Origin of the sequence: Microcoleus vaginatus FACHB-2002, from assembly GCF_040004035.1 — a bacterium.
Classification (GTDB): Bacteria; Cyanobacteriota; Cyanobacteriia; order Cyanobacteriales; family Microcoleaceae; genus Microcoleus; species Microcoleus vaginatus_C.
The window spans coordinates 1-25,994 of the sequence record NZ_JAMPLN010000060.1; the positions used below are offsets into that span (position 1 = coordinate 1).

Genomic DNA, 25,994 nt, shown 5'->3' on the forward strand with positions numbered 1-25,994 from the left:
AGAGTTGACAGGTATCCGTGACGTTAAAACCGCATAAGTTAAACGGAAAAACTTTTTGACTCCAACTTTTCAGAACGGATAAAAAAATTTTACACACATCTGCGGAATGTGGGTAGTAACACCCCTATAAAACCTTTAGCATCCAAGCATTTAAGCCTCCAAAACTCACAAAAAATAGCTGATCATTTACACGCTTATTGACTCATAATATCGTCCGAACTCGCCTTGAACCTGATTCAAGGCAGCTCGCCACTCTCTTTTATTGACTCACGCCCGCGAATATCTTTTCACTTGGTTACTCAAATCAAAAAATTGACGCAGCTTTGCTTTCAACCTGCTTGTCACGCCGTCAATTATTTTGTGATAGTTTTTTACGGCAAGATACATATTTTTGCACCTGCATTTTTTGAATTTCAACGCCTTCAAATACAGCCAAAATGGTAGCGCTCGCGATTGATACGTTTTGCCCAACCAGGCAATAAGTTGTCAACAAATAAGGAAGAAATCATCAATAATTTGATGAATAATTATATAATGAGCATCTGCACGCTTATTGCGGATTTTACTAAAAATTAGAGAAACTTCCCATCATTTTTTTTACTTTACTACACTACTTTACATTTAAACCAATGTTTTATTCTAGTTCCCTAGAGTCAACAATTAATAAATTGTATAACTATTGATATTTCTAACTCTTGAGCCGAAAAATCCCCAAGAAGGTATGCAGCGATAGAGGATAAAAAATAGGGAGGGGTGGAATTAGGAATGAACTATTAATAACTTGATTAATTTTTCATTCTGGGACTATCTCAATGAGAGCCGCCAAGCTAGAAATTGGAGTTTGGAGGCAGAAGTCAGGAGGCAGGAGTCAGAAGGAAGGAGCCAGAAGAAGTGTTTTTACAAATATGAGATGCTGCCTTCATTCCTAACCGACAACAACCGGAATATTTTGATTTAGATCAGAGAAAATATGTGTACTTTTCCACGTCGCACAATGCCGTCGATGGCTTAGTTCTGGTTATAATATTTTTTATGCTAAGCTGTTGGGCCTTTAAATTCTATGTCAAAAAAAATCAAAGTCTTATGGGGTGGGCGGGACGGCCGCCCTGAATATACAATTTAAATGCGCGACAGCTTATGAGATTTTGAGTGATTTTACTCAAGTCTGTTTCTTGGGCGACCTGTACTCACATTTTTTCCAGTTATTCACAATAGAAACATGGGTCAATGCCTAATTAATATATGAGATAAACTCAGAGGTTTACAAGTAGTAATCCCGGAAATATTACCCAAGATTACCATTAGAATTGGTAAAGTTTTTGAGGAAGTTAACAAATTTTTAGGATTACCATACGCTTAATTTAAAGTTTGATAACAACCTTCAAAACTTCGGGTTAGCAACAAATTAGTGTGATTTAGGGAGCTTTTATTTTATCTCCTAGATTTTACAATTGCCATTTGTTTCCCTATAATAAGATAACTTTTTGTTTGAGGAGATCATCATTTTTGTAATTGGCACAACTCATTTAGACGTGCTATCTCCCATTGACGTTTAACTAAAAATGGGGTAAAATTATTTATTATTAGCAGCTATTGGCTGTCTCTTTCACCAAATGTCTAAGTCCTGACTGCGAGGAGGGTAAGGTAGAGCAGCCAATCGAGAAAGCAACAAAAATTTTGAAAAACATTCTTAAAAGCCAATGCAGCCTGATTCTCAAAAATCCCTCTCTTTGCCTCTTGTCTCAGTCATTATCCCTGCATACAACGCTGAACCCTTTATTGAAGAAACTCTGAAATCTGTTCTCGCTCAAACTTATCCCGCAATTGAAGTTTTAGTAGTCGATGACGGTTCCCAGGATCGAACCGCTGAAATTGTCGAAAAAATCAGCAAAAAAGATTCTCGCGTCCAGCTTTTGAAACAGCAAAATGCTGGAGTCGCTGCTGCTCGAAACTTAGGAATTCAGAAGTCGAGAGGAGAATATATTGCGCCCATTGATGCCGATGATATTTGGTATCCTGAAAACATAGAAAAACAAGTTCAATCTATGTTGGAGGGAGGGGAAGAAGTAGGGGTCGTCTATTCGTGGACAGTGGACTTGGATGAAAAAGGATTGCTAACAGGAGGATTCCGGTCTTATAGAATTGAAGGTGACGTGTACGGAACCCTCATCTGTCACAACTTTATAGGAAACGCGAGTGCTTCTCTGATCCGTCGCAGTTGTTTGGAAAAGGTGGGGGTTTATGACAAGACATTGAAGGAAAGGAATGCTCAAGGCTGTGAAGACTGGGACTTGTACCTGCGGATAGCAGAGATTTATCAATTTCGAGCCGTGCCGGAATTTTTAATTGGCTATCGCAGGATGTATAACACTATGTCTACCAACTATACGACAATGGCGAATTCTCAATCTTTGATGCTGCAAGCTGCCAAGCAACGGCATCCCGAAATTCCCGATTTCCTGCACCGATTATCTAGCAGTAATTTTTTGCTGTACTTAGCGCACCAAAGCAGCCACAACGGCCGCGATCGCACCGCACTCTTTTGGTTATTCCAAGCTTTAAAAACTGAGTGTATCTCACCCTTATTGCGTTCTGGCTTTTACAGAGTATTGGGAAAGAGCCTTTTAAACCTATTATCCCAGCAGTCTAGGAAACATCAGGAGGCTCTAGATGCACCTGTGAGAGTAGAAGATACGCCATCCTCTGATAAGCAACTGATCAGCCGGGAGGTGTTAGTAGAGATCCGGCGCAAAAAAATCGAATTAATGGTAACGATAGGGAACATTTTTCACCGCTCAATTTCCCTGCTTGTCAAGCGAAACCGAACAAATATTGACACGATTCCTCAAGTGAAGATTAGCGCCCCGCCACCGACAAAAGCAGAGTTGTCTTAAGGAAAAAAGAAATTAAGGCTATTAAAAATTAACTACTCACCACTTTTTCAAGCGATACAGCACCGACTCAGTATTAAAATCTTTTCCGAAAACTGGTTGCAGCGGGCCCTGGGCACTTGTCAGCCAAGATAGAGCTTTCCGAGTAGCTGCGTCTGTCCCAGTCAGGGGTCCGAATCCCACAGTCCTAATTTTATTTTGCCGCAGGTTGTCAATCCATGCCGAAAGTCTATCGGCTCTAAACGGCACATATAAAACTTGTCTGTCCAAATTTCTCCCGTAAAACAGGTAGCTGCGCGAACTTAAAAAGAAGCCTATTCTTTCATCAGGTACTGTATTTTTATCAATATATTCGTAAATACCACGATACAGCTCGGTGCGTGCAATATCTCGCTTTTCCCTCCAATGACCAATTAATATCAATCCTATACAGATACCAATTATCACTATATAAATTGATTTTTTTCTGCTGGGAAATAGATGGTTCAGCCATCCGAAGCTAGGATTGATTTTCCACAATATCGCAGCCAGCATCAGTGACACAAGATAAAATATCGGATAGGGTAATATATATTGCCAACTCGGAGCTAAGATTTTTCCAATACTATTAATGGCTTCTACTGGATTAGACTTAAAATTGTCAATCAACAAACTCCCCCAAACAATACTATCTCCGGTGAAAGAAGCATTTTTAATATAATCAAAAGTTGTGTTGCTAGTAATTCCGCAAAAACCACTAACCAAAACCACTGCCAGAACAACTAGATTTGGAGTTTTCAAGAGTGTTGCTGTAGCTGCTGCTGCGATGGCGAGTAAGCTTAAAAAGGGAAATCCATATCTGAGGTTAAAACCGAGTAGAGGGCTGAGTTGACCGATCGAGTCTCCCGCAGTACCGGAGGTGTAAGGTGTAATTAAATACAAAATTCCGGTGCTGGCGAGAACTACAATTAAAATGATATTATTTTGATTGATTATTCGGGTTTTTCCTCTGATAAAAGCCAGAGGTGCTGCCAATACCTGAAGTGCGATCGCCAGAAAGGGCAGTTGCAACCTAATGATAATTTGTAAGCCGACAGTTTGCCAGTGGGAAATATTGCTGGGATTAAATTGAGCTGCTAAAGTGCTTTGCCAAATCTTTAGAAGTGACGAAGCGGGCGGCTGCTGTACCGGAGGTGTTTGCCCAGGTACGGGAGACGGTAAGGAAACAGGCTCTAAGGGAATTTTAATATCGCCGACTTCGCTGACAGGGTAATTGATTTGCAGCAAGTTTCTCGCATACCAAAAACCTCCTAAAAGCAAGCAACAAGCTACGCCGCACAGCAAGACTGGTTTGAGAAAGTGGCGAATTCTAAAATTAGCTGATGTAGATTTTTTATTAACCGCAAATCTTTTAATTTCTAATATTGCTAATCCTCCTAAAAGTGAGGCTGCATAGACTATCCCAGTGATTTTTATTCCCGCTAGCATTCCTACGGCTGCCAAAAATAGGGATAGTTCAGATTGCGATCGGCTGCTATGATAGGATAAACCAAAATATAAACCGACTGTAAATATTGCAGCTAGCGGTAAGTCTGGGTGAATCGTGTTAACTTGGTTGAGCATCATCGGTACTGTCAATACTAAAGATGCTGCTGCCATACCGTGAATTCGGGTTGCTCCAAATTTTATGCTCAAGAGATAGACGGCAATTCCCTCAAGTAACCACGCAATTAGCAGGGGAAAAGCTGCGAGAAAGTCTTCTTTGAATGGGATTACACACAAAGCAGATAAAACGTGCCAATTGTAGGGATATACTCTGGCTTGTTCTTGTTCAAAAATCCAATTTCCGGCAGCATCTAATAATGTCAATGAATGGGTTTGATACCATCGGGCGATCGCAGGCAGGTGAAACCACAATGAATCATAATTGGTTGTGGGTTTGCTGGCGAGAGTTTGTAACAGCAAAAATCCTGCAACAGCGGTGGCAACAATAATTAGATATTCTGATTTGCTCAGAGGTTGCTTCAGTTGGGGAATCGGCCACTCGGAGAAGGTAAAAGTTTTGTGGTTTTTTGTATAAATCAGGATGAAGCCGATCGCACCCATCAATATTTCTGCTATAATCACCGCAACAATATTTAGGCGATCGGCACTTCCTAAAATCAAGCCGATACAAACTTGTGCAATACTCCATCCCGTCAGGAGTACGAGGAGAAAATGGGGAAATGAATAGTTATTGTTTTCTTTCTGATTCTCAAAGGCAAGAGACAAGCTTAAGGGGATCGGCCCGACTAGAATAATCAGAAATAAAATTAATTCCCACAAATTCTGCGCTATTAGCATAAGCTGCAAGTTACCATTTTTTATCAATTTTTCCTCCTTACCCGAAAAAGCCTGGTAACGAGGAAAATCAACGAGTTCGCTTGCTCGTTGCACAAAACATAAATTTTCTTGTGGGGTGGGCTTTTCGACCGTTCCACAAGAAAATTAATCTAGCCAAACCCCAATTTTTACCTGTTAGCTTGCTTCTGAATTTTGGGTTTGACTGCTTCGGCATCTTTGGGCTTAGAAATGTCAGCTTTTAACAGTTCCGGGAATGGCGGCTGGAGGTTGTGAACTTCGATGTCCATTCCCAGCGGCAGAGGTGGAAGCTGAGGCAGATCGTTTTCCAAATCCTTGAGTGAGTTAGCGGTTTGTATTTCCACCATTTTCGGCATTTGCGGTACTTTGGCGGTTTCCAAACTGCCGATCATTTTTGCCAGAGCGAATTCTAGCTGAGAGCCCGGATCGATCGCCACCCAACCCTGGTCAGTCATTTGGCGAACCTCAAAGTGGAGGTGAGGCCCTGTAGACATTCCCGTACTGCCGACGCGGCCGATCGTCTCTCCCTGTTTCACCCACTCTCCCGGTTTCACAAACAGTTCCGAAAGGTGGGCGTAGAGAGTTTCCTGAGACTTTTTGCTGTGGTTGAGAACCACCGTCAAACCGTAGCCGCCCAACCAATCGGCGATCGCCACTTGACCCGCATAGGCTGCCAGTACGGGCGTTCCCATCGGGGCCCCTAAGTCAGTTCCGGTGTGAAACCTGCCGTAGCCCAGAACTGGATGAGTCCGCCACCCAAACGGCGAAGTAATTGCCGAAGCAATAGATAGCGGAAACAGTAAGCTGGTGTTGCCATTTCCGGGCAGGCCTGCGGGACGTGGCGTGAGATTGTAGTAAGCAAAACCGGTATTGCTGCCGCTGCTGACACTAACCGCACCGACTTGAACCGGCCCGAGTCCCATGCTGGGCGCTGGAGCGCCGCCGCCGTAAGATGCAGATCCGGCATAATACCCAGCATCTGCAGAGTATCCTGTGTCTGCGGAGTATCCGATGTTTGCCGAGTATCCAGTGTTTGCCGAGTATCCTGCGTCTGCAGAGTATCCAGCGTCTGCAGAGTATCCAGCGTTAGCCGAGTAGCGCGGGGGTGCGTAGGCAGATTCCGGTGGGCTTGAATCCCTCCAAACCTGGCTGCCTATTTGTTGAACGGCTTGACCGAGTTTACTGACAGGATTCCCGTTACTATTTCCGGCAACAGTTCCCCGAATATTGCCCGGAAGGCTTTCTGGCAGATTTCGAGGAGGAGGGGCTGCAATATAACCGTCGTCTGCGATCGGAGGTTCCGGGCTGTAGTTGGGTTCTCCTGCATCTGCCGTCACCGGCTCGGAAATAGGAGGAGGCGCGCACAAACCAACTCCTTCGCAGCCGGTCGATCGTTCTGCAAACTCTATTCTGGTTGGCGCTTCGTACTCTTCGTACTGGGTGGTAGCGCCAACACTGTAGTCTGTTTGGTCGATTTCAGCGTGGGCTGGGTTAACTGGCGCTTCAAAAGGCGGCTCCTGGGCCGTCGCTTCTGGCAGGGGAATCAGCGCTGGCTCCGGTAAATAATATTGCGTGGGAGGTGGTTCGCTGGCGTACTCCGGTTCCCAGGCCGGTGCGGGATCGAAAGGCTCGGACGGTGGAACTTCTGCCTGCGGTTCAGGGTATGGTTCTGGCTCGGCTTGGCTGTATGCGGGTTCCGGGGGCGGGAGAGGAGCTTCAAATAATGGCTGGAGCTCTGCTGCGCCGGGGACGGCTTGTTCTGCTGGCGGAGTTTCGGCTTGGGCCCAAACTAAGCCTTTGCTGAGCAGTCCCAGACTGGCAAGACAACCCAGTCCCACCAGCAGTGAGCGATCGGACAAAAGGCGCGATCGAGTCCGGGCGCCTGTAGGGTTCTTTTTTTGCTGTTTGGTGTTCAAAGGGGCTGTTATTTGCTTGTCTGGAACTGGTTTCACGATTTTTTTTCCCAACTCAACAGGGGGCACAAGGATCTCGAAGTCAGGATCGAATGTATGGCAATCCTTGTCTTTATATACAGGCCTAACTGATTTTACCGGGCTTGAGGCAATTTTTTTTGCACATAGAACAAGCTCAAATGCCTTACGCATTCACTCGCGATCGATATCCGGTTTTTTTGATCCCGATGGCACTTGCCTAAAAGTCTGTGATGGCCACACTGATGATAGCGCTTTGGTGTTCGTATATGTTAATTAGTTGCCTATATTTCTCGGGTTATGCAAAATTTCGGCGCAGTCGATCGTCCTGAGATATTGCACCATTCTCAATAATCTTTTCAGGGCGGGCTCTTCGGCCCACCCCACAAGAAAATCTACTCTTTGTGGAACAGGCCGGAAAGCCTGTTAAGCGAGAATGGTGCAAGATGTGAGTCGTCCTAAAACCGCCGACTCATCGCGATTTTTTTCTTAAAGCTGCCGCTGCCTTTAAACTACGCGGACAAAATTTTTGATTGTTTAGAATACAAGCTAAATGATTCGCTTGGGGATGGATGGGTTTTCATGACTTTAGCTGGCGATCGCTTGACAAATTTTCCAAACTCTGAGTGCTTCGGACAGCCTGACGGGATCAGTTGGGAGTGGCAGAGTTCTGAAGGGTTGCCCTATCTGACTTGCAGCTTGCTTTCTCGCTGGTCTCACGGCTTTTTTACTCGCGATTTCTCGCCCCAGGGGCCGATCGATCTGACGGCAGTTCTCGAACCTGGAGCTAAGGTTTACCGACTCCAACAGGTACACGGCAATGCGGTACTCAAAACGAGTGAGTTGTCGCCGGTTGTGGCTGCGGGCCCGGAAACCGCTGCCCCAAGCTATGCTGAGGCTGATGGCTTGGTTGCCGAGCGAGAACTGGAGGCGCTGTGGGTTTGCTCGGCTGACTGTGTGCCGGTGCTGATTGCTGACGATCGCACGGGACTCGTTGCTGCAGTTCACGCGGGTTGGCGCGGGACTGCTGCTAAGATATTACCAGAGGCGATCGCTCAACTTGTGGCACAAGGCAGTCAACTAGAAAATCTGAAGATTGCTATGGGGCCGGCGATCGCTGGAAAGGTTTACCAGGTATCTGTGGAAGTAGCAGCGGAACTGGGAGCCACCATTGCTCCTAAGAATGCCGTTAGTGTGACAGCCGACGGCATTCTAGAGTTTTTGCACCAACTGCCGGAAACGCCTGTCTTAGCCGATCCTGAACCGGGAAAAGTACGCTTGGATGTTCGCCTCTGCAATGCTTTGCAATTGCAGCAGTTGGGAATCGATGTTTCTCAAGTGGCGATCGCTCCTTTCTGTACTTATTCTGACTCGGCTCGCTTTTTTTCCTACCGCCGCGATCGACTTAAAAAAGTCCAGTGGTCGGGAATTGTGAGTGCCTGCGGGACAAGTCCCTTCTGAGGGCATTTGGCAGAAGGTAAAATTTTAGACGGCAAAGATAAAAATAAAAATCTTTGGATTCATTATTTTTTATTTACGAATGCCAAATGCCTTCTAGTTTCTATTTTCGTAAGGTTTGCTGGTTCCTGTTTTAAAGCACCAAAAACTAGCAGCAAAACTTTTGGGAAAGCGGCAGAGATCCCGCCCCGCTTTCCTCTCTTGTTAAGATTGCTCTATAACGAGAGTCTTCAGCGGGTTATTACCATGAGTGAGCCAACTCCCTATCAACTGCTTGAAGTCGATGAAGATGCTTCCTTTGATGAAGTGCAAGAGGCCCGCACGCGCCTAGCTGAGCAGTACAGCGGTGACAAGAAACGTTTGGAATTGCTCGAAGCCGCTTACGACGCGATCCTCATGGATCGCCTGCGACAGCGACAGGAAGGTAAAATTAAAGTGCCCGAACGCATCCGCTTTCCCGAACGGCTGACTCCCCCACCCCCAAGCTTTACTCCGTCTCCTCCTAGTGGCAGCCCAGCTTGGTTGCAGCGGCTAATCGATACTCCTAGTCGATCGGACATTTTGTGGCCTGCTGGGGTGTATGTGGGGTTAGGCGGACTGAGTATTTATCCGGCGGCTAATGATGGTTTACTACAGTTGACTCTGGCTCTTGGGGTCGGCTCTTGTCTTTATTTTGTTAATCGCAAGGAACAAAAATTTGGTCGGGCAGTGCTGCTGACTGTGGCTGGCTTGGTTATAGGCTTGTTGCTGGGAGGCTTTTTGGGTTCTTTGGTCAGTCCGGCATTTATAACAACAGAGAAATTTATCGCTTTGTTTACGTTTTTAATTCTGTGGCTGGTCAGCGGTTTTCTGCGATAGTCAGCAGTCATTAGTCAGCAGTTATTAGTCAGCAGTTATTAGTCAGCAGCCAACCACTAATAACTGTGGAATCAAGACCTCCGACCAATAACATCAGCTAACAATTAATAACTAATGACTAATGACTAATAACTAATGACTAATGACTAATGACTAATGACTAATTTTTGTGACCTAAAATAATCTCAACTGCTTCGCTCAAATTGTTGGCAATTAAATCAGGTTGGTGCATTTCTAGTTGGGTACGATCGCGAATTCCGCACAAAACACCAATTACCTTGACACCGTGCGTTTTGGCTGCTACAATGTCCGCCTCCGTATCGCCAACCATCCAAGTGTCAGAAGCCGGCGGCAGTTCGGCGAGAGCTCTTGCCATCAACAGCGGCTTATCTTTGACATCCCCGGTTTTAACGTAATCGTTGGGGAGGCAATAGCGGCGGTTTTCTGGGAAAAATTGCCCTAAATTGCAGCGGTTGAAGGCTTCATCTAGTTCCCTAACGCGGCGCATGGTCATCACCGCTAAGTCTACTCCAGCGCGCTGCACCTTTTCGAGAGTTTCCAGAACGTTGGACACTGGTTGATCGTAAATCATGTAGGGTAGAGTGTGGACGGTTTGACGGCGTGTCTGGGCAAAATCGCGGGCTTGATCTGCGTCTAATCCTGAGAGAATGCCAATTTCGGTTTCGGGAACCCGCGCGCGCTTCAGATCCCAAAACTCGGCTTTGGGGAGTTCTCGCACTGGTTGGCCCGAACGCTTAGTCTCGGCGAGACAATACTGGTAAACTCGGTAGTAGCGATCGGACACGTCCATGATCGGGCCGTCAAAGTCGGTAATAAGTCTCAGCATTTAGCAGAGTATTTTTAAGCTTTTATACAAATCCTTCGATACTATATCATTTAAAGGTAACACTTTCTTTACAAAAATTGACACAAATACCCAGGGGAGGTAAGGTCTATAGGAATGGTGCTAATTAAAAGCAAACATTTGAATTAAACTGTGCTGTTCCTCAACTTGAGCGGTTGTCAGCCATATCGGGAAATTTAAAATTAAAATGTGCCGCACAAATAGTGTAAACCGCTACATATTGTTCATAAATCTCAACCTCAATCGAGGCTGATTTTGACTGCGCTTTCTCAAAAAAATTTGGTTCAATTAATATTTGGCCCCATTTTTAAAATAAGCAAAAAACTGCTTGGAGAATCCAAAGTGTACTGTTTGCATAAATTAGCCAGCGGTAACAGGTGATGACATCTGCCAGTATAAAAATTTCCATGATAAATCGCAGCCAAACAACAACTAACTTTACCGGCTAACCTTTGAGAGAGATGCTCTACAATAACGAGATGCTTCCCACATTAACTGTAGAGAGCAGCCCCAGAAGTATTAATATTCTTCTTTATAAGCTGTTATCCTTACGCAGGATTGAATACCTCACAGTCGATCGGGAACTTAAGATTAAAGAAATATCTTTGAAAGTGCAAGATTTTGCCTACATTCATGAAGAAGTAGCCGAAGGAAAAGACGTGCGCGATAGTTTTCCCGAACTGATCGGAATTGAAGGACTCCTGGAAGATATTATCGAAGAACGACAGCAAGATTGTCAGTTGCAATCAATTAGCCGAGTTCTCAAAGACGGATCTTATTTGTATCTAAATTTGTACATTTTTGGTTATAAGGGACAAGCCAATGCTGACAGATTGATTATTTTATGTGAAGATGTGACAGATAGCATTGGAGGTCAGCCAACCATCCTTCAGGCTGCCAAGAAAACAAGTATTAAAGGCGATAAGTTAGCTGCGGCTGGCGATTATATTGACAAAATTATTAATTCCCTAGGGGATGTTTTGTTCGTAACAGGAACATCGGGCCAAATCAAAAAAGTGAATCAAGCTGCACAGCAATTATTTGGGTATACCGAATCGGAATTAATCGGCCAATCCATATCCCTGATTACGGCAGAGGAGGAATTGTTACGCAAAGTCAGCCAGCTACCTCCTGCACTTAAAAGCCAATATTGGCCTCAAGTAAAAGTAGCTTGCCAAACGAAAATAGGTTTAAAGCTGATTGTTGCGTTTTCATGCTCTAATTTTGAGACAAGCACAGGAAGCAAGGATGGAGATAGCGAGGTTATACAAGATTTTGTTTATATCGGCAAAGACATTACCAAACAACAACGCATAAAAAAGTGTCAAGAAGCACAGTATGCTGTTACTCATATCCTGTCAGAATCAACTTCTCTAGATAGCGCAACTCCGAAAATCTTGCAAGCTATTTGCCAAAGTTTTGGGTGGGATTTTGGCGAACTTTGGACGCCTGCAGAGGCGGAGAAAGAAACTAGATTGGGTGAGGAAATAAAATCTGAAACAGATCCGCTTTGGTGCCTGCCGCTGTGCTGTCCGATCGAGGAAACTCTTTGTTGGCAGCGGGTGGCAGTTTGGCAGGCTGCGGAGGAAGTTAGGGAGTTTGCCGAAAACGACCAGCAGATTACTTTGGCTGCGGGTGAGGGTTTGCCGGGAGCGGTTTCCAGAAGCGGTTCTACGCAGTGGATTACTGATCTTGTGGGCGATCCCAGTTTCGTGCGATCGCGCTTGGCAGAGGAAGCGGGACTGCGATCGGGATTCGGTTTCCCCATTCACGCTAGGAGCCAAGTTGTAGGAGTAATGACTTTTTTTTGCCGGGAAGAACTGCCACCGGATCAAGATTTACTTCAGATCATAGCTGTGGTAAGTTCTCAATTAGGAGAATTTGTCAAGCGCAAATATGCAGAGCAAGAATTGCAAGAAGCTGAAGCTTCAATCCGATTTTTGTACGAACAAGAAAAACGCCAAAGTGAAGAATTAGCTCGACAAAATTTAGCTTTAGAACAAGCCAAATTAGAATTACAAGCAGCTAACATGGAATTGCAGCGGCTCGCTTCGGTGGATGGATTGACTCAAATTCCCAACCGTCGCTGTTTTGACAAAAAATTGGAGTTAGAATGGCAGTTGATGGAGCGAGAAAAAGAGTCGCTGTCTTTAATTTTGTGCGATATCGATTTTTTCAAACTTTACAACGATCATTACGGGCATCAAGGAGGCGACGAATGTTTAAAACAAGTAGCCGAGATTTTAGCTAGCAACGCTCAGCGGGCAGGAGATTTAGCCGCCCGCTACGGCGGCGAAGAATTTGCGGTAATTTTGTCGCGAACTGATGTGCAAGGAGCAATGCGGGTAGCTGAAGCAATTCGCAGCGATTTGAAAGCTGCAGCAATTTTTCATGCTGCTTCCAAGGTAAGTGAGTTTATAACTCTCAGTATGGGGATCGCTACTACTGTACCTAATGCTGGTTTATCGATTGAGGAGTTAATTGGACAGGCCGATCGAGCCCTGTATCGAGCTAAACTAGAAGGGCGCGATCGTATAGTTGCCCTAGACTTGAAAATAGAATTTCAGGGCCCGAAAGGAGTATGTTCTGATGATTGTGAGAGAAGCTAAAATCGCTGACGCACCTGCAATCGCACGGGTGAATCTAGATACTTGGCGGACAGCTTACCGAAAAATTGTACCAGCAGATTACCTCGCGCAACTGTCCTATGAAAAAGCAGAAAGCCGTTGGCAAGAAACCCTGACAAACGTCAAAAATACTGGGGTTTTTGTCTGCGTTGCTGAGAATGATTCGGGGCAAATTGTGGGTTTTGCTGCGGGTGGTGGCGAGCGCACGGGCAAATATGTATATAAAGGAGAATTATTTGCCATCTATATTTTGGAGGAATATCAGCGTCAAGGAATCGGACGGCAACTCGTGAGAACAGTTGCCACAAAATTGGCAGAATTAAGTTTGAACTCGATGCTAGTTTGGGTACTAGGAGACAATTCAGCCTATAGGTTTTATGAATTCTTAGGAGGTGAAAAAGTAGACGAACAGCAAACAAGTAGAGCAGGAGTTGCACTCAAAGAAATTGCCTACGGTTGGAAAGATATCGCAGTGCTGATTAACACGCCGATCTGACCGAAAAAGTGGAAGTTTTGTCAATCATCTATTAAACTTCCCCTCTTCATTTGTTCGCGTTCAATTGCCTCAAACAAAGCTCGAAAATTCCCCGCACCAAAACCTCCAGCTTGCACTTTTTTGCCGTTAACTAAACTAACTCGGCGCTCAATAATCTCGAAAAAGAAAGTCGGTTCTGAAAAAATTGGCTGGGTAAAGATTTGCAGCAGCATCGCTGCGGGAGTATCTTCTTGCCAATCTGCCAAAACTTGACAAGCTGCAATGGCTGGCCAATCTGCGGGCAAATAGTTTTGCCGCTGCTGCAATTGGGAGTAGTATGTGGGAGGAACCGGCAGAAAAGGCAAACCGCACGATCGCAAATCGGCAACAACCCCCACAATATTATTAGTTTGCAAAGCCATGTGCTGAATTCCCGGCCCTCGATTTGCACTCAAAAACTCTTGAATTTGAGAATTAGCTGATGCCGGTTCATTAATCGGGAATTGCACCCCACCTTCAGCGTGCACCATAACTTGGCTCCGCAAAGCCGATTTCTCAGTCTGAATGTCAAAATTTTGCTGCGGTTGAAAACCTAATATTTTTTGATACCAACTAACAGCACTTGATAAATCCCCAGATTCAACATTTAACACTACGTGGTCAATCCGGGTAAACAACGGCACCTTATCCGAAGCCGATAGCAGTGAATGGCTGCCAATTCGTTCCACGAGAGTATGGGTTAAATCTCCCCATCCCGAAATTTTTGCCCGCTTAAAATAGCCTCCTGCGTTTAGGTCTTCTTGAATCGGTTCCAGGATTTTAGCGCCTTCTGCCGCCGCTCTAGCTAGCGCTAATTCAATATTTTTTACCCGAAAACCCACATCGGAAATCCCTGGAGGATGAAACTTCAACCAAGTAGCAGCCGGACTCGCGGGTGTCAGGGGCGAAGATAAAACAAAACATACATTGCCGCTGCTGACAACTTCAGTGTGAGTGTGGCTGTTGGCGTAACCTGCTATGAATTGAAAGCCTAACTGGCTGACAAACCAGTCGCGGGATACTTTAGCGTTTTCAACGTAAAATTGAATGCGATCGAACTCCATAATCAATAATTGAAAATGGAAACTGAAAAATGGAAAATCTGCTGATTTTCAAGGCGAAATTGCAAAGGAGGGACTGAGTAATGGATATTTTTCATATTTTTTATTGCGCGCCCACTTAATAATAACCTAAAGATTGAATATCCTAGCTCCCTCTGAAGGCAGAAATAAGTCGGCACTTAAAAGAAACCCCGTGTCTGCGATAACTTAGGTGTGACCGCTAGGCTTTCCCCAATAGGACTAAGGCAAAAAAATGGTTTGACGCGCTACTTATAGGGGTAAGGTTCACCAGCCCGTGCACCCTACATAATTAAGTGCTGTACAAGTTCTCAAACCTAAAAATATCATAATTTTTCTGACCTTCAGCTTCCGCTGCCTTCTGCCTTCAAATCACTCCTCAATCGCTAAAAGAACAAATGACTTTCCGGCTGAATATTAATCTCCATCGGCACAGCTTGCGGGTCAGCCGAAAGAGCAAACATAATCGCATTTGCGGCCGTTTCGGTACTCAGCATTTTTGACCTGTCTACCTTCAAACTCACATTATCCCAAAACGGAGAATCCACCCCGCCAAAATAGAATAGCGTAAACTTAATGCCGTAGCGTCGCAGCTCATCTGCCATGCACTTGCTGAAACCAACTACCCCAAACTTTGAAGCGCAATAAGCCGTTCCCATCGCCATCGAATGCTTGCCCAAAATCCCAATGACATTGCAAATGTGGCCGGATTTGCGCTCTTTCATCACATTCGCCGCTGCTTGAGACGTGTAAAAACTGCCTTTTAAGTTCAAGTCAAGCATTGCATCTAAATCAGCGGGTTCTAACTTGTTCCACTGCTTGAGAATTCCGGCACCGGCGGCGTTTATGAGGGCATCAATTTGTCCGAAATGCCCCGCCGCTTTTTGCATCAGCGTCTCGACTTGGGGCAAATCGGTGATATCTGTGGGCACGCACAGTACCTCTGTTGCTGAAAGTTCGCTAGCTAAAGCGTCTAACTTACTGCTGTCTCTGGCGGCGAGCACTAGCCTCGCACCCGCATCAGCGAGTTTGCGGGCCACTGCTGAACCGATGCCGCCACTCGCACCCACCACAACCACAACTTTGTCGTGCATATCCCTTTACATTTCTTTACGTCCCAATTGTATGATAACTCAAGTTGCTACTAATGGGGAGGTTGATATATTTTAATTTTTAATTAATTGAGGGAAACTTGCCAGCCTTTTTCGGCTTTTTTAAGCTGGAGAGAAGCGCAGGATTGCAAAAATTTAGTAAATTTCCTACCGAGATTAAAATCTTTAATTATTTGGGTAATTTGTTTGCCGTATTGTCGGTGAAATTCGCTGCCTACATTGGAGAGAAATACAGAATTTTCAGGAGAGTTGCCTGTTAAGTCGCCAACGATTTTGACAAGAGCTCTTTCCAAGTCTTCCAGAGAATTAATATCTGTCAAGCTGGCAGGTGCTGCCTGATGGTTATTCAGATTTTCTTGGTTAAGTATGGGCGGGGGGGGCGGCAGTTTGACTTCAAAAAGAGTGACATAAGTTTGAGAAGTTTCTGAGGGTTTGTGGAGAACAAAATCGGTGGGATATTTGAGAAAGATATCCCTGGTTTTAGTGCCGAGCAAATGATGAGAAACAACTTGATTGAGGACTAAACCGTAATTTTCCCTAAATAAAGCTGAAACAGTAGAAAGTTTTATCCACTGAGTTGAGGTGCGTTTTTGCTCTTTTTTGATTAATTCTTTTAGTTGAATAACTAATTGTTCTAGGGGTGTAATTTCCGGTGTGGTTACAAGGGAATGGGTTTCCACTTGTCCGGTTTTGCTGTTTAAAACTATGATTTTATCTATTTGTTTTCGGACTTGAAATACGGTTAATCCGTGGGCTTGCAGTGTGTTGCTGAGGTGAGTGAGGGCGCGATCGGACGAACAGACAAAAATCTCTTTGGCTGTGGGATAATGTACGAAAATCGATGCGCCGACTGTAGCCATTTTTAAGTCGGCACTGTCTTTGCCGGGGGGGACGTGAATCAGTTGATAGCCGCGCTGGTGAAATTCGGCATCTTTTTTGCCCATGCTGCGCCAGTTGGCAAAGGCAACTTTGATTTGGATGGGATAGTGGCAAATTCCCTCTAAAAATTTTTCGGTTTCGATGTTGAGTTGCAAGTTTTCGACATCTAGCAGCAATATAGCAATGCCGATAGAAAGCGAATTTGTTTGATTGGTGAGAGTGGGAGGTTTGGACGAAACTGAGTTTTGTGATTTAGCTGGTGCTGTTTGAGATTGGGCTAGCTGCTGAATTTTGGCAGATAATTTGCTGAATTGAGGTGAATTAATGAATTCTGGAACCAGCAGAATTTGTAGGTATTTTTTTGCTGTCAGCAGCAGGGAATCTGTATCGCTGGCTACTGTGAAACTTTTTGTCAATTTTCCAATCAAAACTGACTGAAAATCAGGTTTTGCCCAGGGGGTGTTCCTGTATTTTTCAGCTATCCATTCGGGATGCTGTTCCTGAATGGTAATTAGGGTTTGAGCTATATAGCGACTGATGGCGCTGAATGCGAGAGATTCTTGAGTCGCCAGCAAGGGAGTTCGATCGGGCATGACCCTCTACAATGCGGGATGCTGTTTCAATTTATCACACTTCTAGTTTCTCGCCGGGAGTCGGACGATCGCCCGCCAAATTAAACCGGCGGCAATTAATGCCAATCCTGTCAGCCAAATTTGCCTCTCCACCCAGAAAGCCAGAAACAGACAATTCCCCAAACCCACCCAAGCCAACCACTGCGGATAAAGCCTTTCGGCGGGGGAAAGTTGCAGCGCGGCGAGGTTGGTGATAGCGTAATATATCAAAACGCTAAAAGCGCTAAATGACCAAGTGGTTTTGACATCGCCGAGGAGGATTAAAAGTGCGATCGTAACTTCCACAACCACCACAGCTACATAAGGCGTTGTGCCCGAAGGATTGAGTCGCGCCAAGACTCTCGGCATATCCAAGCGCCGCCCCATCGCCAGCCAGATGCGCGACAGCCCTAAAATTAAGTTCAGCAAAACTCCCAACATAGCGGTAATTGCGCCGACGGCTAGCAGTTGAGAAACTCCTGGAATTGGGAAACTGCGGGCGATGACTTCCAAAGGTGCAGCCGTGCCGCCTGGTTGTAAAGACAATTTATCGATTCCCCCGACGCCCGCGACAACTACTGCTACCCCCACGTAAAGCAGCATTGTCAGCACCAAAGTGAAAATTATGGCTTTGGGAATGGTTTCCCTCGGTTCCCGCACTTCCTCGCTCATTGTGGTGATGCGGGCGTAACCGCTATAAGCGACAAACATCAGGGCGGTGGCCTGGAAGATGGAGCCGATCGAGCTATCATTCTGTAGCGTGGCTATTTCCCACCTTACCTCTGGCAAACCGACAGCAACAAACACCGCTAAGGATAGAAGTGTAACTGAGACTATGGCAGTATTGGCAATATTCGATCGCCTAATTCCCGTTAAGACAACCAGAGTCAGGGTGGCGAGGGCGACTAAAGCTGTTAGGATCAGGTAAGTGCGATCGGCTACACCAACTGCATTTAAAAAATACCCCGCAAAACCCAAAGCAGCAGTAGCCGCAGAAGCCGTTTTCGCCAACAAAAACATCCAGCCGGCAGTGAAACCCAGCCAAGGATTGAGATATTTGTAGCCATATTCATAAGTACCACCGCTAACAGGATGATTTGCCGCTAATTGAGCGCTGTTAAGGCCATTGCAAACCGCAACAAAAGCTGCAATACCTACCGCCAAAATCACTCCCGGCCCAGCAACTTCCGCAGCAATGCCGATACTCACAAATACTCCGGTACCGACGATTGAGCCGAGCCCCATCAGAGTAGCGCCGAAAATACCCAACTCTCGCTTCAGCAGTGTTGAAGACATAACTATAGCAGGCAAGATGCCTGCACAAAAATATTTGTCTGTTATGGAACAGGCATCTTGCCTGTTCTGAAGACATAACTATAGCAGGCAAAATGCCAGATCCACAAAAATATTTGTCTGTTGTGGAACAGACATCTTGCCTGTTCTGAAAGAGGTTCAAGATGTAAGTATTAACCGAAACGGCCTTGAATGTAATCTCTCGTACTCGAATTGCCCGCAGAAGTAAAAATCTTACTTGTCGGCCCAAATTCAACCATGCGGCCGATGCGACTTTCATCAGTATTAAAAAATGCCGTGTAATCAGAAACGCGAGCAGCCTGCTGCATATTGTGCGTCACAATCACAACAGTTAACTGCTGCCGCAGAGTCTGAAATAACTCCTCAATCTTCATCGTTGAAATCGGATCAAGAGCAGAACAAGGTTCATCCATCAGCAAAATTTTCGGCTTCACAGCCAAAGCGCGAGCAATACAAAGTCGCTGCTGCTGTCCCCCCGAAATCCCCTGAGCAGATTTCTTCAAATCGTCTTTGACTTCATTCCAAAGCGCCGCACTTTTGAGGGAAGATTCCACAATTTCATCTAATTCTGCTTTGCTTTTGCGACCAAAAATCCTCACCCCGTAAGCAATATTATCGTAGATGCTCAGCGGAAAAGGATTTGGTCTTTGAAACACCATCCCAATTTGGCGGCGCAAACTATTAATGTTTACTTTCGGGCTGTAAATATCCTGTCCAAAAAACTCTACTCTTCCTTTAATTTGAACCTTTCCCTCCAATTCACCAATCCGGTTGAGAGCTTTGAGAAAGGTAGATTTGCCGCAACCTGAAGGGCCAATAATCGCCGTAATTTGCGGATGAGGGATATTCATAGATAAATTTTCTAAGACTTTGTGAGTTCCGTAATAAAAACTTAAGTCCTGAACCCGCAGTGCTGGCATTGCATTGGGGTCAATTTCTGGGGTAGCATCTTCTAGCAATTTATCTGTATGCTTTTCTGATTTCAAGTTAGCTTTAGGTTTCATTATTTGCCGGGTTATATTGTTAATATTTGACGGATAGATGCACTTTAGTTATTGATTTATCGATTTTGCAAGCGTTTCCGAGTTACGGTACGGGATGCGACGCTAGCAATCAAAACCATGCCCAAAAGCACAGAGGCAGCAGTCCACGCCAATTCGTTCTGCTCTTTGTAAGGAGAGCTGGCGTAGCTATATATTAATACTGACATGGAAGGAGTCGGAGTCAGCAGTGTTTCAGGAATTTCTTTAAGTTTTGAGATAGTTTCTCCGCCTATGGGAGACTGCATTATCTCGCCCAATTTATCAACTAAAGGAGGCCAAAATTGACTTGACAACGCCGTTACAATCAGCGGTGCGGTTTCGCCGGCGGCCCGGGAAGCAGCGAGTAAAATACCTGTGGTAATAGTTGGAAGTGCTGAAGGTATGATAATCCGAAAAATAGTTTGAAAACGTCCGCCTCCCAAACCCGCAGAAGCGAGGCGGTAAGAAGTAGGCACTAATTTTAATGCTTGTTCTGTTGTCAGAGCAACAACTGGAAGCATGATGATGCCAAGGGCAAAACCGCCTGCTAATGATGAAAATGCTTTGGTAGTAACGACAATTAGGGCGTAGGAAAAGACGCCAACTACGATCGAGGGAACGCTGCTAAGAATGACGGTGATAAAGCGAATACTATTGGCTATCGCTTTGTTTTCTCTACCAAACTCAGACAAAAATATTCCCGTCATTACGCCTATGGGTACGCTGATTAAGGTCGCAATTCCTACCATTAAAGCAGTGCCGAGAATGGCATTTGCAAAGCCGTTGGGCTGGTCTTCAACTCCGACGGGTGCTGGTAGAGACACTAGCACTTCCCAGCTCAAATGTGTGAGTCCTTCCCCCAGAATTTTGTATAAAATAGCAAACAAAGGGAGCAGCGCCAGAGCTGTCAGGGCGAAAGCGATAACTGTCATTCCCCGGCTGAAAAGAGTTCTGCTTAGGGACAGGGGGTTGTTGATTTCTGCATCCAGAATACTGTCTAATTTTTGTGCTTGAGTCATGCGATTTTAGATTTTAGATTGAACCAGCGGATAAATCCGGCGGCGCGGCTTGTGACCAAATTGCTTTCGATGATGTTAAGTTTTAGCCTCCTTGGCGCCAATTAGCTGAACTAACAATACTGCGATCGCATTTACCAACAAAGTTATCACAAATAAAATTAAGGCTAAATACATCAAAGCCCCGGTGTGCAGCGGTTCGACAGCTTCCCGAAATTGACTTGCCAAAACAGCAGGAATTGAGTAGCTGGGAGCGAGCAGGGAGGGGTTAATTTGAATCGAGTTGCCAATTACCATTGTGACTGCCATTGTTTCGCCTAATGCGCGTCCCAATGCTAATATGGTGGCGCCGATAATCCCTGAACTAGCTGCTGGTAATAACAGCTTAAATATTGTTTCCCAGCGGGTGGCGCCGAGGGACATGGAAGCACTTCGCAAATCTACGGGAACTGACATCAATACCTCGCGGCTGATGGCGGCTACTGTGGGCAAAATCATAATTGATAACAGTATTCCGGCTGGGAGCATTCCGGGGCCTAAAGGTTCGCTGCTGAACAGGGGAAACCAACTGAAATTATCGAACAATGACTGCTGCAATGGCAACAAAAAGGGAATCAAAACAAAGATTCCCCACAGGCCAACTATCACGCTGGGAATAGCCGCGATTAATTCAACCATGAATCCCAAGGGCGATCGCACCCAAACGGGTAAGAAGTTCTCGCTAGTAACTATAGCTACTGACAGCCCTAAAGGAAGTGCGATGATTATGCCGATCGCAGAACTAATTACAGTACCGTAAATAAACGGCAAAGCCCCAAACTGCAACTCGCCGATATCCCACTTGGGATTCCACAAGAATGAGAGTCCAAATTCGCTAATAGCAGGCCAAGCATCTTTAAAAATTACCGCACTCATCCAAAACAAAGTGGCCGCTGTGGCTAGGGCAAAACCCCATACAAATAGTGTAAATCCTGACTCCATCCATAGACCTTCACCAGCAGTATCTGTCAAATCTACTTCTGTGTTTATTTCTGCCGATTTCCGAGTCAATTTTTTCGTTTTTTTTGAAATATGGGTCATACCGGAATTAGTGCGTCAAAAGTGAAATATTTGCTTGAAAGAAGAGTAATTCTAATGCGCTGGCTGCGCGCTACGCACCTGGTTGGTAAGGTACGCATTGCGTACCTTACACAGTAAATTTAGCGCACATTAACCTGATAATTTATGAGTTTTGAGTCATACATTTAACTCGTCAACTCCTAACCCCGTGCGATCGCCGGAATTAACCTCTGGCAACCACAGTCTGATTAACTGTTTGAACCACCTTTTGAGCTGTAGCTGAAGGAATCTGAGTAAACTCTAGCTGTTTGTTGATACCTTGACCTGTAGTCATCACCCAATTAACCATCTTTTTAATAGCATCTGCTTTCGCAGCAGGATACTGTTTGTAGATTAACAGCCAAGTCAAACCAACAATCGGATAACCGTCGTTAGGATTGCCTTCTACTAAGCGGAAGTCTGCGGGGAATGTTTCCCCTGCGAAAGCTTTCTCTGCTTCGGCCAAGCTAGGATCTACAAACCGACCAGCTTTATTTTGAATAAATGCTGTTTGGAGATTGTTTTGCCGAGCAAAAGTATCTTGAACGTAGCCGATCGCACCCGCTGTATTCTTCACCAAAGCAGCTACGCCGGGGTTTCCTTGACCACTGACAGGGCTTCCTGGCCAACTCGGCTGCGCGGCAGCTTTGATGCTGCTACCGGTCGCCTGCAAGTGGTTAGCAAAAATAAAGGTTGTACCGCTGCTATCTGCGCGTACAGCTACTCGAATGGGAGTATTTGGCAAGTTTTTAGCTTGTCCAGAAATTCCGGCTATTTTCGCATCATTCCAGCGAGTAATCTTCCCTTCAAAGATGCCTTTCAGAGCATCGTTACTTAGCCTCAGATTCGTCACTCCGGGCAAGTTGTAAACAACTGCAACAGCGCCGCCAGCCGTGGGAATAGCTATTACACCCCGCTTTACCTCAGCGATTTGTGCAGCACTCATCAGCGCGTCGCTGCCTGCGAAATCAACAGTGCCTGCAATTAATGCTTTGATGCCAGCACCGCTGCCAGTTCCTTCGTAGTTTACAGTAATTTGATTTGCACTTCTCATCTGAGAGAAGTAGCGATCGTAAAGAGGTTTAGGGAAAGTTGCTCCCGAACCGTTTAGGGTAACAGCAGCTACAGCGGAACTAATCAAAGTTAGCGAAAATGCGGCGGCTGCTAGTGTCACTATAAAACTACGTCGCCAACGTCCTGTGAAAAAATTCATATTCCTCCTCTCCCTTAATAGCCGACTTTGCAAATCTCCTCCATAGGATAGACTGAAACCCCCAAGGAAAGGGCTTTAATAGAATAAGCTTGTTTTAAATTTTGGTTAATAGTAGATTAACTAACGATAGAATAAGCTTTGTTTAAATTATGGTTAAGAGTATGGCAAAGAAAAATTAGCTAAAGTCAATTTTTGATGAATCAGAGAAATACCAAGTCATAGAGTAACGATAACAATAGAAATTTATTTAGCGATCGCCCGATCGCCCCCACCCCGCACTCCATCCCCCGATAGCCGCATAATAGTAGGGGCACTTAACATTTCTTTAACAACAATGGCAAGAGACTTGCGGGGATTCCTAAAACTGCTCGAAGAACGGGGACAACTGCGCCGGATTAGCGCCTTAGTCGATTCCGACCTCGAAATTGCCGAAATTTCCAACCAAATGCTGCAAAAAGGCGGCCCGGGACTGCTATTTGAAAACGTCAAAGGGGCCGAATTCCCAGTCGCCATTAACCTCTTGGGTACAGAAGAGCGCGTTTGCTGGGCGATGAACATGGAAAAGCCGATCGAACTAGAAGAGCTCGGCAAAAAACTGGGAATGCTGCAACAGCCAAAACCGCCGAAAAAGATTTCCCAAGCGATAGAATTCGGCAAAGTGCTGTTTGACGTAGTGAAAGCCAAACCCGGCCGCGACTTTTTCCCAGCTTGTCAGCAAGTGGTACTTGAGGGAGAAGGGCTGGATTTGAACAAAATCCCGATGATTCGCCCTTATCCGGGAGATGCGGGCAAAATTATCACCCTGGGTTTGGTAATTACCAAAGATTGCGAAACCGGTACGCCGAATGTGGGGGTTTATCGGTTGCAGTTGCAGTCAAAAAACACGATGACTGTACACTGGTTATCGGTGCGGGGCGGGGCGCGGCACTTGCGGAAAGCGGCGCAGGCTGGTAAAAAATTGGAAGTTGCGATCGCCATGGGAGTCGATCCCCTGATTATTCTCGCCGCAGCAACGCCAATTCCTGTAGATTTATCGGAATGGTTATTTGCCGGACTTTACGGCGGTTCCGGCGTGCAATTGGCGAAGTGCAAAACCGTAGATTTGGAAGTACCGGCGGACTCGGAAATTGTGTTAGAAGGAACGATTACCCCCGGTGAAGTTCTGCCCGACGGGCCCTTCGGGGATCACATGGGTTATTACGGCGGCGTGGAAGATTCGCCGTTGGTGCGGTTCAACTGCATGACGCACCGCAAAGACCCGATTTATCTGACCACATTTAGCGGGCGGCCGCCGAAAGAAGAAGCAATGATGGCGATCGCGCTTAACCGTATTTATACCCCTATTTTGCGGCAGCAAGTATCGGAAATTGTCGATTTCTTCTTACCGATGGAAGCGCTGAGTTATAAGGCGGCAATTATCTCCATTGATAAAGCATATCCCGGTCAAGCGCGCAGGGCTGCTTTAGCATTTTGGAGTGCATTACCGCAGTTTACTTACACTAAGTTTGTGATTGTTGTCGATAAAAGTATCAACATTCGCGACCCGCGTCAAGTAGTTTGGGCAATTAGTTCTAAAGTCGATCCGGTTCGGGATGTATTTATTCTGCCGAATACGCCTTTTGATACGTTAGATTTTGCCAGTGAAAAGATTGGTTTGGGAGGCAGAATGGGGATTGATGCTACTACGAAGATGCCGCCGGAAACCAATCACGAATGGGGTGAAGTTTTGGAGTCCGATCCGGATGTGGCGGCGATGGTAGAAAGGCGTTGGGCTGAGTATGGTTTGGCCGATTTGAATTTGGGAGAAGTCGATCCGAATTTGTTTGGATATGAGATGAAGTAGGGACGGAATCGTAAAGGCGTAGAGAAGGGGAGAGAGAATTTCTCCCTTTTTTTTCGGGAGTTTGATAAACTGGATTTACGCATTTTAAGGTAATTCTGTCATTCTGAGCGAAACGAAGAATCTGGCTCGATGCTTCGTTGATAGGACTAACGCCAAAAATTAAAGAGGAGGAGGCATGAGTAAATTAATATGCACGTGATCACCCGCAAACGGCTGAATGAGTTTGCTAAACTTCATCCAGATACAACAAATGCCTTGGTTCAGTGGTACAAACTCGTCAAACAAAATGAATTTGCGACCTTCGTTGAACTCCGTGAAGTATTTCCATCTGCCGATAGAGTAGGGAAATTGACTGTTTTCAACATTGGAGGGAATAAAGTTAGACTTATTGCTGCTATTCATTACAATCGGCACAAAGTCTACATTCGAGCTGTATTAACTCACTCAGAATACGATGAAGAAAGGTGGAAAGAATGATGCAAAGTCTTAATGTCGATCAAACAATTGGTGCTTGGTCATCCATTGCTAAAATGGTTTTTGTCCCTCACACCGAACAGGAATATGAGCGTTTAGTCGAACTACTGGATAGCCTTATTGATCGAGTGGGCGAGGATGAAAGCCATCCCCTTGCTTCGATGATGGACGTTATTGGTGTCTTAATCGAAAACTATGAAGCTGAACATATTCCTGAATTAGAAGAGGTTGTGTAACTCACTATTCCGCTTTGACCCACAAAGTGGCGAACTTGACATTTTCGCAGGCGACGAACTGCAAATCATAGTCTTTCCATCTGGAAACTGGAGTTTTGTAGATGAAGCGATTCGCCAAAAATTTGAGTAAGAAATTGGCAATAATCGCTCTAGCAGCAACAGCTAGTCCGTCTCCCGAAGTTGCTGAAGTATTGCTTGTGTTGTTGGATGCTGGGAAAGTTGCGAGTCTTGACCCGCTGATATCGCCTCCCGGAGACAATAAATGAAATTGCTCCAAGCGGTTTGGGTGTTGGGATGATTCTCTCCCAATCGGTTAAACCAGATTTCTAATGCTCTCAGGTAAAATGGTTCCGCCTCCGGGTAGCGTCCCATTGCACGGTACAGCAATGCTAGATTGTTCAAACTACTTGCCGTATCGGGATGGTCGGCTCCGAGCTGCTGCTCCCTGATAGAGAGCGATCGCACATAAAAGGGTTCCGCCTCCGCGTAGCGTCCCATCGTTCAGGGGGCGACAACGAAGCTAAAGCGGTTGCCCTATAAGCTTTATAGCTTTTAGTCCCCTCTGATAAAATGACTGCTTATTGCGAACTAAGCCCATCATGGATTCTACCCA

At 45.5% G+C, this 25,994-nt stretch carries 21 protein-coding genes; 9 read left to right on the plus strand and 12 right to left on the minus strand.

What is annotated here, in order from left to right:
* Positions 1 to 1,700: 1,700 nt before the first annotated feature.
* A complete protein-coding gene (locus NDI35_RS28190; protein WP_445315590.1) occupies positions 1,701 to 2,894 on the plus strand; it encodes a glycosyltransferase family 2 protein in 1,194 nt (397 codons plus the stop codon).
* Positions 2,895 to 2,930: 36 nt separating this feature from the next.
* On the opposite strand, the gene NDI35_RS28195 is transcribed toward NDI35_RS28190, so the two are convergent.
* On the minus strand, positions 2,931 to 5,306 hold the full coding sequence (locus NDI35_RS28195; protein WP_445315591.1) for a glycosyltransferase family protein: 2,376 nt from the start codon (positions 5,304 to 5,306) through the stop codon (positions 2,931 to 2,933).
* Between the two features lie 74 nt (positions 5,307 to 5,380).
* The gene (locus NDI35_RS28200; RefSeq protein ID WP_445315592.1) at positions 5,381 to 7,183 is read right to left on the minus strand and encodes a M23 family metallopeptidase; all 1,803 of its coding nucleotides are present in this window, start codon (positions 7,181 to 7,183) and stop codon (positions 5,381 to 5,383) included.
* A 561-nt stretch (positions 7,184 to 7,744) separates the two neighbouring features.
* Here NDI35_RS28200 and pgeF point away from each other — a divergent pair.
* Complete coding sequence (pgeF, locus tag NDI35_RS28205; protein WP_445315593.1) at positions 7,745 to 8,623, plus strand: peptidoglycan editing factor PgeF; 879 nt, start codon at positions 7,745 to 7,747, stop codon at positions 8,621 to 8,623.
* 243 nt (positions 8,624 to 8,866) lie between these two features.
* Positions 8,867 to 9,478, plus strand: a complete 612-nt coding sequence (locus NDI35_RS28210) for a CPP1-like family protein (protein WP_190663744.1) — start codon at positions 8,867 to 8,869, stop codon at positions 9,476 to 9,478.
* A gap of 160 nt (positions 9,479 to 9,638) precedes the next feature.
* Here the strand turns inward: NDI35_RS28210 and NDI35_RS28215 are convergent, their stop codons facing one another.
* The gene (locus tag NDI35_RS28215; protein ID WP_445315594.1) at positions 9,639 to 10,325 is read right to left on the minus strand and encodes an HAD family hydrolase; all 687 of its coding nucleotides are present in this window, start codon (positions 10,323 to 10,325) and stop codon (positions 9,639 to 9,641) included.
* Between the two features lie 497 nt (positions 10,326 to 10,822).
* Here NDI35_RS28215 and NDI35_RS28220 point away from each other — a divergent pair, with 497 nt between their 5' ends.
* On the plus strand, positions 10,823 to 12,952 hold the full coding sequence (locus NDI35_RS28220) for a diguanylate cyclase domain-containing protein (protein ID WP_445315595.1): 2,130 nt from the start codon (positions 10,823 to 10,825) through the stop codon (positions 12,950 to 12,952).
* Positions 12,933 to 13,466 carry a GNAT family N-acetyltransferase gene (locus NDI35_RS28225; protein ID WP_445315596.1) on the plus strand — a complete coding sequence of 178 codons (534 nt, stop codon included), beginning with the start codon at positions 12,933 to 12,935 and terminating at the stop codon, positions 13,464 to 13,466. Before NDI35_RS28220 ends, NDI35_RS28225 begins: the two co-directional genes overlap by 20 nt.
* Before the next feature lie 20 nt (positions 13,467 to 13,486).
* Here NDI35_RS28225 and hppD read toward each other — a convergent pair whose 3' ends face one another.
* From hppD to pstS, 8 genes are all read right to left on the minus strand, one after another.
* On the minus strand, positions 13,487 to 14,548 hold the full coding sequence (hppD, locus tag NDI35_RS28230; RefSeq protein ID WP_445315597.1) for a 4-hydroxyphenylpyruvate dioxygenase: 1,062 nt from the start codon (positions 14,546 to 14,548) through the stop codon (positions 13,487 to 13,489).
* Between the two features lie 401 nt (positions 14,549 to 14,949).
* Positions 14,950 to 15,657, minus strand: a complete 708-nt coding sequence (locus NDI35_RS28235) for an SDR family oxidoreductase (RefSeq protein ID WP_445315598.1) — start codon at positions 15,655 to 15,657, stop codon at positions 14,950 to 14,952.
* An 83-nt stretch (positions 15,658 to 15,740) separates the two neighbouring features.
* A complete protein-coding gene (locus NDI35_RS28240; protein ID WP_445315599.1) occupies positions 15,741 to 17,147 on the minus strand; it encodes a PIN domain-containing protein in 1,407 nt (468 codons plus the stop codon).
* 42 nt (positions 17,148 to 17,189) lie between these two features.
* The gene (locus tag NDI35_RS28245) at positions 17,190 to 18,461 is read right to left on the minus strand and encodes an APC family permease (RefSeq protein WP_445315600.1); all 1,272 of its coding nucleotides are present in this window, start codon (positions 18,459 to 18,461) and stop codon (positions 17,190 to 17,192) included.
* Positions 18,462 to 18,631: 170 nt separating this feature from the next.
* A complete protein-coding gene (gene pstB / locus NDI35_RS28250; RefSeq protein WP_445315601.1) occupies positions 18,632 to 19,483 on the minus strand; it encodes a phosphate ABC transporter ATP-binding protein PstB in 852 nt (283 codons plus the stop codon).
* 56 nt (positions 19,484 to 19,539) lie between these two features.
* Positions 19,540 to 20,520 (minus strand): phosphate ABC transporter permease PstA, encoded by a 981-nt coding sequence (gene pstA, locus NDI35_RS28255; protein WP_445315602.1) that lies wholly within the window; start codon positions 20,518 to 20,520, stop codon positions 19,540 to 19,542.
* Between the two features lie 75 nt (positions 20,521 to 20,595).
* The gene (pstC, locus tag NDI35_RS28260; RefSeq protein ID WP_445315603.1) at positions 20,596 to 21,597 is read right to left on the minus strand and encodes a phosphate ABC transporter permease subunit PstC; all 1,002 of its coding nucleotides are present in this window, start codon (positions 21,595 to 21,597) and stop codon (positions 20,596 to 20,598) included.
* A 202-nt stretch (positions 21,598 to 21,799) separates the two neighbouring features.
* Complete coding sequence (pstS, locus tag NDI35_RS28265; protein ID WP_445315604.1) at positions 21,800 to 22,828, minus strand: phosphate ABC transporter substrate-binding protein PstS; 1,029 nt, start codon at positions 22,826 to 22,828, stop codon at positions 21,800 to 21,802.
* A 334-nt stretch (positions 22,829 to 23,162) separates the two neighbouring features.
* Here pstS and NDI35_RS28270 point away from each other — a divergent pair, with 334 nt between their 5' ends.
* The 4 genes from NDI35_RS28270 (at position 23,163) to NDI35_RS28285 (ending at position 25,511) form a co-directional block, all read left to right on the plus strand.
* A complete protein-coding gene (locus NDI35_RS28270; protein WP_445315605.1) occupies positions 23,163 to 24,671 on the plus strand; it encodes a UbiD family decarboxylase in 1,509 nt (502 codons plus the stop codon).
* Positions 24,672 to 24,860: 189 nt separating this feature from the next.
* Complete coding sequence (locus NDI35_RS28275) at positions 24,861 to 25,148, plus strand: type II toxin-antitoxin system HigB family toxin (protein WP_445315606.1); 288 nt, start codon at positions 24,861 to 24,863, stop codon at positions 25,146 to 25,148.
* A complete protein-coding gene (locus tag NDI35_RS28280; RefSeq protein ID WP_445315607.1) occupies positions 25,145 to 25,381 on the plus strand; it encodes a hypothetical protein in 237 nt (78 codons plus the stop codon). Before NDI35_RS28275 ends, NDI35_RS28280 begins: the two co-directional genes overlap by 4 nt.
* Positions 25,374 to 25,511, plus strand: coding sequence for a DUF6888 family protein (locus NDI35_RS28285; RefSeq protein WP_445315608.1), 138 nt, complete (start codon positions 25,374 to 25,376; stop codon positions 25,509 to 25,511). Before NDI35_RS28280 ends, NDI35_RS28285 begins: the two co-directional genes overlap by 8 nt.
* Before the next feature lie 32 nt (positions 25,512 to 25,543).
* Here the strand turns inward: NDI35_RS28285 and NDI35_RS28290 are convergent, their stop codons facing one another.
* Positions 25,544 to 25,879: a tetratricopeptide repeat protein gene (locus NDI35_RS28290; RefSeq protein WP_445315609.1), complete on the minus strand. Its 336-nt coding sequence runs from the start codon at positions 25,877 to 25,879 to the stop codon at positions 25,544 to 25,546.
* Positions 25,880 to 25,994: the final 115 nt, after the last annotated feature.